The sequence below is a fragment of the Sphingomonas sp. genome, from assembly GCF_035714405.1.
GTDB lineage: Bacteria > Pseudomonadota > Alphaproteobacteria > Sphingomonadales > Sphingomonadaceae > Sphingomonas.
In genome coordinates, this window is sequence record NZ_DASTMA010000019.1 from 149501 (window position 1) to 162783 (window position 13283).

Consider the following 13283-nt stretch of genomic DNA (forward strand, 5'->3'; position numbering starts at 1 on the left):
TCGACGACGCTCCTGCGCGGGTTCTTTCGCGCCGAACCCTGCCTTCGCTGCGATGAAGACTGGCCGGTTAACCTGTTACGGCAAACAGTTAGAGGGTAAAGGGCGCGCAGGGGAGCAGCGCGGGCGCGGTCGCGGGTGCTTTGCGGCGGGGTGGGTACATGCTGGACGGAACGGATCTGTGCTTGGCTGATGGCGGCGGCGGCGAATCGGCGCATGCGCTCTCGCCCGCCACGCTGGCGCTGGCATCCTCGGCATTGGCGCTGGCAGCCTGCGGTGGCGGCAGTAGCGGTGGCGGCGCGACGAGCGGCGCGGCCCCTCCGGCTACGCCGCCCGTTATCGTCGTGCCGCAGACGCTTACCGCAACCCAGGCCAGTCGCTTCCTGGGTCAGGCGACGATGGGAGCGAGCAGTGCCAGCATCGCCGCGGTGGTCGCGCGCGGGTTCGACGGCTGGATCGACGACCAACTCGCGATGCCGCGCGCCGTCAGGCACTGGGATTGGCTCGCCAGCAACGGTTACAACGTCGCTGGAAACATCAACAACGAGGCCGGCTTCGATCCGACAATGTGGCGCCAGCTCATCGCCGAGCCGGACCAGCTGCGCCAGCGCGTCGGCATGGCGCTGCTCGACCTGCTCGTGGTCGGTATCGGTGGCGTCAACCTGAACTGGCGGCAGTTCGCCATGGCCGCCTATGTCGACGTGCTGCTCGACAACGCTTTCGGCAATTACCGACAGATCCTCGAAGCCGTCACCTTCAACGCGGCGATGGGGTCGTTCCTGACCTTCCTCAACAATCGCAAGGCAAACGCGACCACCGGGGCGGTGCCGGACGAGAACTACGCACGCGAGCTGATGCAGCTGTTCACGCTGGGCCTCGCCCAGCTCAACATGGACGGCACGGTCAAGACGAGCGGCGGGGTGCCGCTCGAAACCTATACCCCGGCCGACGTCTCGGGGCTGGCGCGGGTGTTCACCGGCCTCAACCTCGCCAACAACACGTCCTCGACGCCGGATCGCTATCGGCTGCCGATGGTAATGAACGCAGGCCAGCATGAGACAGGCGCGGCGACTTTCCTCGGCACCACCGTCAGCGGCGAAGGCACCGCCGCGATCAAGACCGCGCTCGACGCGATCTTTGCCCATCCCAACGTCCCTCCCTTCGTGTCGAAGCAGCTGATTCAGCGGCTCGTCACCTCCAACCCTTCGCCCGCCTATGTCGGCCGCGTCGCCGCGGCCTTCGCCGACAATGGCGCCGGCGTCCGCGGCGACATGAAGGCGGTGGTCAAAGCGATCCTGCTCGATACCGATGCACGCTCGGACGCCGCGCTCGCATCGGCAACCGGCGGCAAGCTGCGCGAGCCGGTGATGCGCCTGACCGCCTGGGCGCGCGCCTTCGGGGTCAACTCCCCGTCGAATGCGTGGAGCTTCGGCGACACCTCCTCCACCACAACCAGGCTCGGCCAGACAATGGGCCGCAGCCCGACGGTCTTCAACTTCTTCCGCCCCGGCTATGCCCCGCCGGCCAGCACGATCAGCGCCGCCGGTCTGGTCGCGCCCGAGTTCCAGATCACCAACGAACAGACGGTGATCGCCTACGTGAACTACATGTACGCGCTGGTGCTCAATGGTTCGGGCGACAGCAAGGCCGACTATGCGGCGATCCTCGCCAAGGTCGGGGACGCGCAGGCGCTGGTCGACGAGGTCAACCTGCTGCTCGCGGCCGGGCAGCTTTCCGCCGCCACCGTGTCCGCGATGAAGGCCGCCATCGACAGCATCGCCACCACGGCTACCAACGCGTCGCAGAACCGCGTCAATGCTGCCATCGTCCTGACGCTCGCGTCGCCCGACTTCCTGACGGTGAGGTGACATGAGCTGCTTCGAACATGACCAAAGCCGCCGTGCTTTCCTGCGGCGTTCCGGCGTGCTCGGCCTCGCCGGCGTGGCCACCCCCTTCGTCACCTCGCTCGGCGCGATCGGCGAGGCGGCGGCAGCGACCGCCACCGACTACAAGGCGCTGGTGTGCGTCTTCCTCTACGGCGGCAACGATTACGCCAACACCCTGCCGCCGTACGACCAGGCGAGCTATGCCGCCTATGCCGCCGCGCGCCAGAACATCGCATTGAACCGCGACGCGCTGGCCGCGACGCTGCTCAACCCGACGACCGCGCTGGCGGGCGGGCGGCAGTACGCGCTGGCACCAAACCTGTCGGCGCTGCTGCCCATCTTCAACGCCGGCAAGCTCGCGCCGGTGCTCAACCTGGGCACGCTGGTGCAGCCGACCACCAAGCAGCAATATCAGCAGCAATCGGTTAAGCTGCCGCCCAAGCTGTTCAGCCACAACGATCAGCAGAGCTACTTCCAAGCCTCTAACCCGGAGGGCGCAACGTCGGGCTGGGGCGGGCGCATCGGCGACGTGTTCCAGAACGGCAATGGCGCCGCCTCGCTGACCTGCATCAACGCCAGCGGCAATGCGGTGTACCTGACCGGCCGCTCGGCGCTGCAGTATTCGATTGGCACCGGCGGTCCGATTGCCCTGCTGTCCAACAGCGCCAGCCTGTTCGGGTCGCAGACGGTGGCCAGTACGCTGCGCTCGCTGATGACGACGCAAGGCCCCAACATGTTTGCCGCCGAACACGCCAAGGTCTCGAGACGCGCCCTCGACACCTATACGCAGGTGACCGGCGCGCTGGCCGGCGCGCCGGCTGCGAACTTCAACCTCTTCCCAGCGGGGAACCTCGCCGACCAGCTCAAGATGGTCGCGCGGATGATCGCGGTCTCGGCCGAACTCGGCGCGAAGCGGCAGGTGTTCTTCGTCAGCCAGGGCGGGCATGATCTCCACGACAACCTCGTGACCTCGCATCCGACGCTGATGACCGCACTCGGCAACGCGATGAAGGCGTTCTACGACACCACTGTCCAGCTCGGCGTGTCGGACCGGGTGACGACCTTCACCGGCTCCGACTTCGGCCGCACCTTGCAGTCGAACGACGACGGCTCCGACCATGGCTGGGGCTCGATGCACTTCGTCATGGGTGGCGCGGTAAAGGGCGCGCGCTTCTATGGCACCCCGCCGGCGATCGGGAACGGCACCGCGGACGATGTCGGGCAGGGACGGCTGCTTCCCACCACCTCGGTCGACCAATATGCGGCGACGCTGGCGAGCTGGTTCGGCGTGCCCACCGGCGAGTTGACGACGGTGCTGCCCAATATAGGCAATTACAACCCAAGCAGCTGGAATCTGGGCTTTGTGTAAGCATCGGGAACGCTGACCTCGACCGGTGGTTCACCGAACTCCGCCAGAGGAGCTCGTCCATGAACCCGCCCGTCCGCTTCAGTCCCGCCGTCGAACAGCTGCAGCCCGATGAGCGCGAGACGATCGGCGAGCTCGATGAGCAGTTCCGCGGTATCCAGGAGACCACGGCCAAGGATTACGGCCACGGCGTTCGCGCCGTCCATGCCAAGGGTCACGGGATCGCGCGCGGCACATTGACCGTCAGGCACGGCCTGCCGAGCGAAGTGGCGCAGGGACTGTTTGCCCACAGTGGCAGCTACAAGGCGATCCTGCGCATCTCGACCCAGCCGGGCGACATCCTCGATGACTCCGTCAACTCGCCGCGCGGGCTGGCGCTCAAGTTGCTCGGCGTTGAGGGCGAGCGGCTACCGGGGTCCGAGGAGGACACGACGCAGGATTTTGTCCTCGTCAACAGCCCGGCGTTCGGTGCTCCGACCGCCAAGCTGTTCCTCGGCAATCTCAAGATGCTGGCCAAGACTACCGACAAGCTGGAGGGCGTCAAAAAGGCGATGTCCGCCGTGCTGCAGCCGGTTGCCGCGGGGCTGAAGGCGGTCGGCATGCCCGCCCCGAACCTCGAGCAGATGGGCGGCGCCCCGCCCGTCCATCCGCTGGGTGAGACCTACTTCAGTCAGACCGCTTTTCGCTATGGCGATCACATCGCGAAGTGGGCGCTCTTCCCCGTCTCGGTAGGTCTCACGGAGTTGACTGGCACCCGCGTCCATACCAGAGGGCGCCCCGAAGCACTGCGAGAAGTGATCAACGAGCGTCTCGTCGAGCATGGCGGCACCTGGGAGCTGCGCGTCCAGCTCTGCTGCGACCTGGAGGCGCAGCCGGTTGAGGATCCGACGATCGAGTGGAAGCAGGCGGACAGCCCGTTCGTGACCGTGGCGACGCTGGAGGTGCCGCCGCAGATCGGGTGGAAGCCCGTCGAGAGCACCGGGACCGAGGACGCGCTCGCGTTCAACATCTGGCACGGGCTGGCAGCCCACCAGCCGCTCGGCAACATCAATCGCGCGCGGCGGGATACCTATCGCCAGTCCGCGGAGCGACGGGGGAAGGTCAACGGCTGTCCCATGCATGAGCCCCGCGCATTGGCGGAAGTCGCTTGATCCGTGCTGCCGGTGCGGCCGGCACGCGGTCGTTGGGCAGGAGCCGATGGGTTCAACTGCGGACGGCCAGCGGCTAACGGGGTGCCATGACCAAGCTCTTCCACGTCAGCGATGTCCATTTCGGCGCCGAGGATCCCGACGCGCTCGACTGGTTCGCGCGCTGCGTCGCGGAGGAGAAGCCCGATGCCGTGGTGATGACCGGCGACCTGACCATGCGCGCCAAGACCGAGGAGTTCGAGGCCGGCGCGGCCTGGCTCAAGGGTCTAAACGTGCCGGTGACGGTGGAGATCGGCAATCACGACGTTCCCTATTATTCCGATTTCCTGCGCCGCATCCTCGATCCCTATGCGCGATACGCCGCGGTGGAGCGGATGCTCGAACGACCGCTGGCGGTGCCGGGCGTTACCGTGGTCCCGCTCAAGACCGTCGCGCGCCTGCAATGGCGGGTCGACCAATCCAAGGGCATCGTCAGCGCGCGCTCGCTGGCGGCGGCGGTGCGCCAGATCGCGGCGGCGCCCAAGGATCACCTGATCCTGGTCGCCGCGCATCACCCGCTGCTCGACATCGGCCTGACCGAGGCGACACGGACGCATGGCGGCGCCGCGGCGCTGGAGAAGCTGGCAGCCGCCGGCGCCGACGCGGTGCTCACCGGCCACGTCCATTATCCGTTCGACACGCCCGTCGAGCGCGCCGGTCGCACCGTCCGCATGATCGGCGCCGGCACCTTGTCCAAGCGCCTGCGCCACAGCCCGCCTGCCTTCAACGAGATCCGCGCGGAGGGCCGCCATTTCGAGACCATCGCCCGGACGATGTCGCCGGCGCCAAAGGAGACGCTGGGAGAGGGCAGGGCGGATGTGCCGGTCTAGACGGGCAGGGGGCGCAGGACCTCAGGAGAGACGTCGCGATCAGCCGGTCAAACCCCGAACGGCCACATCTCCTCCGAACCCTCTCCCGTCGCCCCTACCATATCGTCCAGGGGCGTCACCGCGCGGGTTTCATCGAACCAGATCCAATGGTCGAACTGCTCGGCCAGCACGCTTTCGGCATAGTGGCTCCAGCGTTCCGTCTCGGGGCGATAGATCACGCCGATGAACCGCTCCAGCCGCTCCTCGTCCAGCACGGCCGCGGTTTCCGGCGCGCGCAGGTCGAGCGCGAACCGCGCCACGCCGCTGTCATGGCACAGCCGCTCGACCGAGCCCGGCAGCGACGGCCGCACCGTCTTCACCTCCATCGGCGCGTCCCAGTCGCTCGCCGCCGCGACCGTGCCGCTATGGGTGCCGAAGCCGACCAGCCGCACCCCCTTGCCATGCCGCTCGCGCGCCAGCTGACCCAGGTTCAGTTCGCCGCGCCGCCGTCCCATGTCCGTCGCGCGCGCGTCGCCCAGGTGGCTGTTGTGCGCCCACACCACGACCTTTGCCCCGTCGCCCTTGGCGGCGAGGATCAGGTCGAGCGTGTCGGCCATGTGCGTGTCCCGCAGGTTCCAGCTCTCCGCCGCACCGTGGTACATGACCCGGTAATAGGCCTCGGCGTCCGCGACGAGCTTGGCGTTGGCCGCGGCATCGAGGAAGTCGTCATCCTCCATCGAGCCATAGTCCTGGCTGCGCGAGAACAGGTCGAGCAGCATGTCGACCACCTTGTCCTCGCACTCGGCGAAGCCCGTCGTCATCGCGCGCCGGCCATAGCGCGCCGGATCGTCGCGCCATGGCGTCAGGCAGCCATATCGGTTGCGGGCGACCTGCGCGGCTTCGGGGTCGACGCGGTCGAGATAGTCGATCACCGCCCGTGTCGAGTCGGCCATGTTGTAGAGGTCGAGGCCATAAAAGCCTGCCTGCGCCTGCGGGCCCTTGTCGCGGTTCCAGCCGGTCATCCAGCGGACCAGCGCGTCGACCTCGGTGTTGCGCCACATCCAGGTGGGGAAGCGTGCGAACGGTCGTCCCAGCGCGCGCGCCGGCCGCCCCCGGACCCGCCGGTCGATCGCGGCGGCGTCCGGCCAGTCCGCCTCCACCGCGACGATCGTGAAGCCGTGCTCCGCGATCAGCCGCTTGGTGATCTCCGCCCGCGCGCGATAGAATTCCGCCGTACCGTGGCTCGCCTCGCCGAGCAGCACCAGGCGCGCGTCGGCGAAGCGGTCGGCGATCCGGCCGAAGGAGGGATGATCGGGCGAGGGCAGCGGCTCGGCCAGCTTTGCGATGGTTTCAGAAGGACTTGCCATGCACCGTAGGACGAGCGGTCAGGCGTTGGGTTCCCCCTTGTCGGCGCGGCCGCGCTGCACCGCGTCGCTGAAGGCGGAGGCGAAGATGCCGGCCGGCAGCGCGATCACGCCGATCCCGCAGATCGCCATCAAGCCGCCCACCAGCTTGCCCGCGGGGGTGATCGGAAAGACGTCACCATAGCCCGTGGTGGTCAGCGTGATGACCGCCCACCACAAGGCGCGCGGAATGCTGCCGAACTTGTCCGGCTGCACATGGCCCTCCAGCCAGTACAGCAGGGTCGCACCCGCCACCATCAGGCCCAGCCCCATGCCGGCGGTGAGTCCCAGCTCCATCCGCCGGGCCCCGATCGCTTCACCCAGATAGCGCATTGCAACCGACAGGCGCCCGAGCTTCGCCAGTCGGACGATGCGGATCAACCGCAGCAGCCGCAGCATCTGCGCGTTCTGCGTCAGGAACGGCGCGAACGAGGTCAGGATCACCACCAGATCGATCAGCCCGGACGGGCTCAGTACGAAGCCGACGCGCCGCCGCCACCGCGCCCGGGGATCGTCGGCTTCGCTCACCACCCACAACCGGCCGAGATATTCGGCGGCGAAGAACAGCCCGAACCCAATCTCCGCCGTTCGGAACAGCTGTTCGCGTCCGCGCGCAACGAATGGCTCGGTTTCGACGATCGCGACCGCCGTGGCGAGCAGCACCGCGACGCAGATCACCGCGTTGAGCGGCGACAGCCCTTCCCCCGGCCAGCGTTCCGGGGCGAGCTGGACGTAAAGCTTGCGTCGGGCTGCGCGCAACATCATGGCGCCTTCGACCGCATCGTCGCGGAACGCGCAAGGGGGGCCAGGTGAGCGAGCAGATCGGCACGGGGGAGATGGAACGCGACAGCCGGCTGCAGCTCATCACGCAAGGCGAGTGGGCAGGGTGGTCGATGTGGCGCAGCGACGCCTTCGAGCAGCGCGCCGGCCCCTTCTACGAAAAGTTCGAAGGCGGCGAGGGCATCACCGCCTTTCGTGCCGGCCAGGAGCACATGAACGGCGGCGGCTTCATGCACGGCGGCTGCCTGATGACCTTTGCCGATTCCGCGCTGTTCACCATCGCGCGGCCGGCGATGGAGGGGTCGTTCGGGGTGACGATGAATCTGTCGGGCGACTTCCTCGATTCTGCTCGCGTCGGCGAGTTCGTCGAGGCGCGCGGGCAGATCACGCGCGCGGCCAAGTCGATCGTGTTCGTCCGCGGTCTCGTCACCGCCGACGACCGGCCGGTGCTGAGCTTCACCGGCATCATCAAGAAGGTCGGTCGCCGCTAGTCCTCAGGCAGGGCCTGCACCTGCGGCACATGCCGCGCCCGAATCGTCAGAAGCTCGCGGTCGCGTTTAACGACAGATAGCGCGTCCACCGCCCCGGCGGAGCGTTCGGCGCGTCGCGCAGGAACCGTCCCTTGGCGAGCAGCACCAGGTCCGCCTCCAGCCGCAGGTTGCGGGTCAAGGCATGTCGTAGCCGCGCGTCGAGCTGATGCCCGGCGAACGACCCCGACCGACCGCTCGCATCGCGAACGCCGGTCGACGAGAAGCCGTCGAAGCGCGATTGCAGCCACATCGGTCGATAGGCGACGAACCAGTCGGTGCGCGCGTCCGGCGTCGCCTCCAGCCGTACGCCCGGCGTGACGATGTTCGTCCGCGCGATGGCGTTGTACAATCCCGCCGGGGCCAGGTCGGCGCGACGCATCCCGAACAGCGTGTCGAACCGGCCATAGCGTCCGCTGGGATTGTCACCGCTCGCCGCGTCGAACTCCACCGACAGCCGCGGTTTCCACCCACCGCCCCAGCTATAGCCCGCATCCGCATGAAAGAACCACGCGCGTACCGCCTGCACCGGCGTGGCAGCGCCGAGCCCCGCCGCCGCCCGCCCGCGCTGGAGGATGCCCTCCGTCTCGAAATCGAAGTGCTTGGCCGCAGGCTCGCGCATGATCCGCACGCCCGCGGTATTCAACGACCGATCGCGCGTCGGGCGCCCGGGCTCATCGCGTTCGCCGAGGTGGAAGAAGGAGGCTTCCACCATCGCGCCCGCGACGGCGCGCGCCCGGCTGATCACGCCGCCCCACAGGACCTGGGCGGTGCCTTCCCGGTCCAGCCCGGCACGGTTGTCGAGCAACGAGCCGAGGTCATCGGGTCGGCGTTGCTGCGGCAGAGTATAGATCGCCGTCCCCTTCCACCCCAGCGCTGGCGCCAGGTCTACCCGCAACCCGGTATAGCCGTTGGTCGTGTTGCGGTAATCATCCGCCGCGACCAGCCGCCGTGATCCCAGGTTGAGCAGGAATCGCCCGGCCTGCACCGCCACCGTGCGGCTCGCCTTTACCTCCACGAACGCCTGCACCAGCTCCAGTGTGTTGACCTCGCCGGTTGTGACCGGCGTACCCTGCTCGGCCAGGTACACCCGGCTGTCCCACAGCTCCGCCACGAGGCGGACGGGACCGTCGCGATATTCCGCGAGCACGGTCGTGCGGAGATTGAGCAGATCGTCTGCTTCGTTGAACCCGGCGCGCGCCTGCCCATCGATCGTCTCGTAGCGCAACCGGGTGGTTGCGCTCAGGTCGAAGCCGTCGGGCCGCGCCTGACCCTCGGCGACGCCGGGTAGCATCGCCGCCATCGCTCCGGCCAACACCCCCGCAACCCGCATCGACGCCCCTCCGCCGGCCGTCCTGGCGTGCTAACCCTCAAATCGCCAGCAAGCGTTCCACCGGCGGTGTTTAGCGGAGCTTGCCCTTAGCGGTGCTCCACCCTGCTGAGCACGTCGTGCCAGGCGATCAGCTTGAAGTTCTGCGCTTCGGGTGCGTTGTCGCCGTCCTGGACCACCAGCAATCCGCCGGGAAAGCCCGGAACAGTCGCGGTCGACACGTCGATGCCGTCGGTCTCGGAGGTGCCGTCGATCGCGCCGCCCGCGACGACCCGGACGCGCCCCGCATAGGTGAGATCGGGCAGGCGCCACAGCGCATAGGCGTTATCGCCTTGGCTCGACGCGACCAGATAGCCGCCCCGACGACCCTGCGCGGCGATGGCGAGACCCTCGACGTCGGGGATCAGCCGGATGCCGTCGCCGCGCGCCACGGCGATCGGCTCGACGCTGCCGCCGGGCGCCGCGTCGAAGCGCCAGATGCCGACATTCTCCTCGCCGACGAACAGCTGCCCGTTGCGGTCATCGACGACGCAACCCTCGCTCTGCGTCGCCAGCTTCATCCGCCGCACCACTGTGGCCGAGCGTGCGTCCGCGCCGAGGCGGAGCTGGACGATCATCCCGTCCTTCATCACCACGAACGCATACAGCGCATCGGCACGCCGGGTCATGCACAGGCCGTAAGCCTCGCCCGGCCCGGCGGGTACCACCCCCAGTGGCGTTAGCGTCGCAGCGACGGGATCGAGCGTGAACAGCGCCAGCTTGCCGTTGGCGGGATCGTTGCGGTCGCTGGCGGCGACTACGATCCGCCCGCGCCACTCACGCAGATCGACATTGTTGACCCGTCCCGCCGGGAAGCTCGAGCGCAGCCGCCCGTCGACGCCATAGACATTGAGGCCTGCGCGCTTGTCGGTCGCGACGATCAGGCTGCGCGCCGGATTGCGCCGATCGGCCCAGATCGCCGGATCGTCGGCGGCGTCCGCGTTGGCGGTTGCGACCGCCGTCGTCTCGCGCAATGCCGTCACCGCGCCCGTGCCGGTCGGCGCGGTGGCGGGGAGGGTGGTGCATCCCGTCAGGGCCGCCGCGATCAGGGCTATGCGCTTCACAGCGTCACCCGCACGCCGCCCGTGTACCGCCGCCCGAACCGCTCCCACTCGATGGTGCGGCTGCGGTCGCGCCGGAAGATGTCGGAATAGCGGCGCCCCGGCTGGTTGAGCAGGTTGGCGGCGTCGAAATAGATCTCGACCCCGCGGCGCAGCTCGTACCGGGCGGAGAAGTCCAGCTCGGTGTCGAGCGCCCAATAGGTGTCGCCGGCGTCGACCAGCGTATCCGCGACCGTGTCGAGCCAATCGGTGCGCATCTGATACTGCAGCCGCAGCGACAGCCCGTACTTCTCGTAATAACCGCCCGCGTTCACCACCACGTCCGACGTGCCCGGCAGCCGCAGCTTCCGCTCGCCGATGGTGCCGGGGATCGCGGGCTTGGTCACCTCGCTCTTGTTGAGCGTGACGTTCGCGGAGATGCCGAAGCCCCCTGCCCATGCCGGCAGGCCGAGCTTTGCCGCATAGGGCTCCAGCTGCTGCTGCGCCGCCGCTTCGGCGCCGAGCAGATAGCCGCTGCCGCCATTGACGATGCCGCTGAAGGTATAGCCCGAGCGGTCGACGCCGCCGCTATTGAGCGCATCGGAGCCGAAGGTGCGCGAGGAGTTGAACAGCACATCCTCGACGCGCTTGTAATAGGCGCCGATCATGAAGAAGCCCTGCGGCTGGGCGTAATATTCCAGATATGCGTCGACGCCGTAGGCGCGCTCCGGCTTCACGCCCGGATTGCCGCCGTTGATCGACAGGTTGGAGTCGTTGACGACGACGTTGGGCCGCAACTGGTCGTAATCGGCGCGCGCCGCGCCGCTGGTGAAGCCGACGCGCAGCTTGGCGTTGGCGCCGACATTGGCGTTGACGTGCAGCGACGGGAACACCAGCGTCGAACTCGCCTCCGCCTCCACGGGGACGACCACCCCGGCCACCGTCCCGACCGCGCGGCCACGGTTCTCCACCTTCTCGACGCGTGCACCGCCGACCACGCTGCCCCAGTTATAGCGCACCGTGCCCATCAGATAGCCGGCATAGATGCGCTCGCGCACCGCATAGTTGTTGCCGGTGACGGGCGTATAGGGGAACGCCTTCTCCGCCCGCTCCTGAAGGTCGCGCATCGCATCGACGCTGAAGTAGCGGAAGGTATAGCCGAGCGGAATCTCGCCCTTGAACGGACCGTCGATCGACAGCGGCCGATAGGTGGTGGCCGGAAAGCCCGCTGCGGCGAATTGCGCTGCCGTGCTGAGCAGGATCTCGCTCTCGTCGGCGGTCTTGGTGCGCTGATCGAACTGGAAGCCCGCGCGCAGCGTCGCCTCGCCCCCGAACAGGCCGATCTCGCGACGCAGCTCGGCCCGGCCGGTATAGGCCTCGGTCGTGTCCACCGCGTCCAGTGTGCGGAACGAGGTCAGCGGTTTGGTAAAGCTGTCGATGTCGGTCACCGGCGTCGCGGCGGAGAACACGCCGCCGCTTTGCAGCGACGTGAACAGCCGCACCCGCGCCAGCTGCGAATCGCGGAAGTCATAGGCGACCGTCGGCCGTGCGGTCCGCGTCGACGGACTATCGAAGCGGTTCTCGCCCGTCACCGAACGATCGTCGATCGATCGCGTGTAATTGCCCGTCAGCTTCAGCCCCCAGCCGTCACCAAACCGTTGGTCGAGCGAGGCGGTATTGGTGAAGATCGACTGCCGGAACGCGCGCAGCGTCGAACGTTGGTTGATGTCGACGCCATAGACGGTGCCCAGCACCGGCGAGTTGCCTGTGCACACATCCGCATAGGCCGACGTCGTCGGCGGCGTCGGCGCGGCTGGGCAGGGGGCGGTGCTGGCGACGAGATCGCCCTGCCGGTCGTCGAGATCTAAGATGTAGTTGTCGCGGGCCTCATCGTCGGTGAAGATCGTGTAGATGGACCGCAGCGACAGGTCGGTGTCCGCACTCGGCTGCCAGTCGAGCCGCCCCGACAGCGACCAGTTCTTGCGCGTCAACCGGTACAGCTTGTTCTCGGTCTCGCGGACCCAGTAGCGGTCCTCGAAGCCCGGGCGTCGATCCTGCGCGACCTGCTCCCAGTCATTCTCGAAATTGTCGGTGATCATGTTGCGCTGATAATAGCTGCCCGACACGACCCAGCCGATCCGCCCGACACCCGTGTCGTAATTGTTCGACACGACCAGCGCGCCCTCGAACTCCTCGCGATTCCCGAGATCGACCAGTCCACCGCCCACCTTGGCGCCGAGATGGAAGCCGCGATAGTCGAACGCCGAGCGGGTCACGACGTTGACATTGCCGGAGATGGTCTCCCCCGGCATGTCGGGGGTCACCGCCTTGGACACGATGATCTGCGAGGCGATCGCCGACGGGATGCTGTCGAAGCGCGAGTCGCGGCCCTCGGGGCTGACGACGTTGATGCCGTCGAACGACAGCGTCGTCCAGGTCTTGGGCGCGCCGCGCAGGTTGACGTAGCGCGCTTGGCCCTGATCGCGCTCGACGCTGACGCCGGGCAGCCGGCCGGTCGCCTGCGCGATATTCTGGTCCGGCAGCCGACCGACCGCGTCCGCGGCGGCGACCGTCACCAGCGAGTCGGAGTTGCGCTGGATGCGCAGCGCCGCCGCCTCGGATTCGGCGATCGGCCGGGAGGCGCGGACCACGACATCTTGAACCTGCGCATCGCCGGTCTGCGCCTCGGCGACGGACTCCGCAGTCGCGGGTGTCGCCGCCTGCCGGGCGTTCGCCTCGGCCGCCAACAAGGCTGAAAGTGAGACGGTGGCGAAGGACGCAAAGCGCAGCGCAAGACGCCGGCGCGCGACGGTAACGATCATGGCTAGTCCCCCGGGGTGGCGCGCTCCCCGCGCGCTCTCGGGAGCCCGCCTAGGCGGCGGGCATGTCGGGTCCGTGACTTGGGCGTTGCAGAGTTGT

Annotated in this window: 10 protein-coding genes; 5 read left to right on the top strand and 5 right to left on the bottom strand. The window is 68.1% G+C overall.

What is annotated here, in order from left to right:
• Positions 1-158 precede the first annotated feature (158 nt).
• From VFQ64_RS12115 to VFQ64_RS12130, 4 genes are all read left to right on the top strand, one after another.
• Entirely contained in the window at positions 159-1865 is a 1707-nt protein-coding gene (locus VFQ64_RS12115; protein WP_325103580.1) for a DUF1800 domain-containing protein, read from the top strand.
• A 1-nt stretch (position 1866) separates the two neighbouring features.
• Complete coding sequence (locus VFQ64_RS12120; RefSeq protein ID WP_325103581.1) at positions 1867-3252, top strand: DUF1501 domain-containing protein; 1386 nt, start codon at positions 1867-1869, stop codon at positions 3250-3252.
• 59 nt (positions 3253-3311) lie between these two features.
• Positions 3312-4400: a catalase family protein gene (locus VFQ64_RS12125; RefSeq protein WP_325103582.1), complete on the top strand. Its 1089-nt coding sequence runs from the start codon at positions 3312-3314 to the stop codon at positions 4398-4400.
• 86 nt (positions 4401-4486) lie between these two features.
• Positions 4487-5266, top strand: a complete 780-nt coding sequence (locus VFQ64_RS12130) for a metallophosphoesterase (RefSeq protein ID WP_325103583.1) — start codon at positions 4487-4489, stop codon at positions 5264-5266.
• A gap of 47 nt (positions 5267-5313) precedes the next feature.
• Here the strand turns inward: VFQ64_RS12130 and VFQ64_RS12135 are convergent, their stop codons facing one another.
• Positions 5314-6612 carry an erythromycin esterase family protein gene (locus tag VFQ64_RS12135; RefSeq protein WP_325103584.1) on the bottom strand — a complete coding sequence of 433 codons (1299 nt, stop codon included), beginning with the start codon at positions 6610-6612 and terminating at the stop codon, positions 5314-5316.
• A gap of 18 nt (positions 6613-6630) precedes the next feature.
• Complete coding sequence (locus tag VFQ64_RS12140) at positions 6631-7410, bottom strand: ion transporter (protein ID WP_325103585.1); 780 nt, start codon at positions 7408-7410, stop codon at positions 6631-6633.
• Positions 7411-7457: 47 nt separating this feature from the next.
• On the opposite strand from VFQ64_RS12140, the gene VFQ64_RS12145 reads away from it, so the two are divergent.
• Positions 7458-7919, top strand: coding sequence for a PaaI family thioesterase (locus VFQ64_RS12145; protein WP_325103586.1), 462 nt, complete (start codon positions 7458-7460; stop codon positions 7917-7919).
• Between the two features lie 46 nt (positions 7920-7965).
• On the opposite strand, the gene VFQ64_RS12150 is transcribed toward VFQ64_RS12145, so the two are convergent.
• The 3 genes from VFQ64_RS12150 to VFQ64_RS12160 all read right to left on the bottom strand — a co-directional run bounded on the left by VFQ64_RS12150 (position 7966) and on the right by VFQ64_RS12160 (position 13186).
• Complete coding sequence (locus VFQ64_RS12150; protein ID WP_325103587.1) at positions 7966-9288, bottom strand: alginate export family protein; 1323 nt, start codon at positions 9286-9288, stop codon at positions 7966-7968.
• Positions 9289-9374: 86 nt separating this feature from the next.
• Complete coding sequence (locus VFQ64_RS12155) at positions 9375-10388, bottom strand: phytase (protein ID WP_325103588.1); 1014 nt, start codon at positions 10386-10388, stop codon at positions 9375-9377.
• Positions 10385-13186 carry a TonB-dependent receptor gene (locus VFQ64_RS12160; protein ID WP_325103589.1) on the bottom strand — a complete coding sequence of 934 codons (2802 nt, stop codon included), beginning with the start codon at positions 13184-13186 and terminating at the stop codon, positions 10385-10387. Before VFQ64_RS12160 ends, VFQ64_RS12155 begins: the two co-directional genes overlap by 4 nt.
• Positions 13187-13283 lie beyond the last annotated feature (97 nt).

Coding starts and splice junctions, on each gene's coding strand:
- VFQ64_RS12115 (WP_325103580.1), top strand. CDS start 159: ATGCTGGACGGAACGGATCTGTGCTTGGCTGATGGCGGCGGCGGCGAA.
- VFQ64_RS12120 (WP_325103581.1), top strand. CDS start 1,867: ATGAGCTGCTTCGAACATGACCAAAGCCGCCGTGCTTTCCTGCGGCGT.
- VFQ64_RS12125 (WP_325103582.1), top strand. CDS start 3,312: ATGAACCCGCCCGTCCGCTTCAGTCCCGCCGTCGAACAGCTGCAGCCC.
- VFQ64_RS12130 (WP_325103583.1), top strand. CDS start 4,487: ATGACCAAGCTCTTCCACGTCAGCGATGTCCATTTCGGCGCCGAGGAT.
- VFQ64_RS12135 (WP_325103584.1), bottom strand. CDS start 6,612: ATGGCAAGTCCTTCTGAAACCATCGCAAAGCTGGCCGAGCCGCTGCCC.
- VFQ64_RS12140 (WP_325103585.1), bottom strand. CDS start 7,410: ATGTTGCGCGCAGCCCGACGCAAGCTTTACGTCCAGCTCGCCCCGGAA.
- VFQ64_RS12150 (WP_325103587.1), bottom strand. CDS start 9,288: ATGCGGGTTGCGGGGGTGTTGGCCGGAGCGATGGCGGCGATGCTACCC.
- VFQ64_RS12160 (WP_325103589.1), bottom strand. CDS start 13,186: ATGATCGTTACCGTCGCGCGCCGGCGTCTTGCGCTGCGCTTTGCGTCC.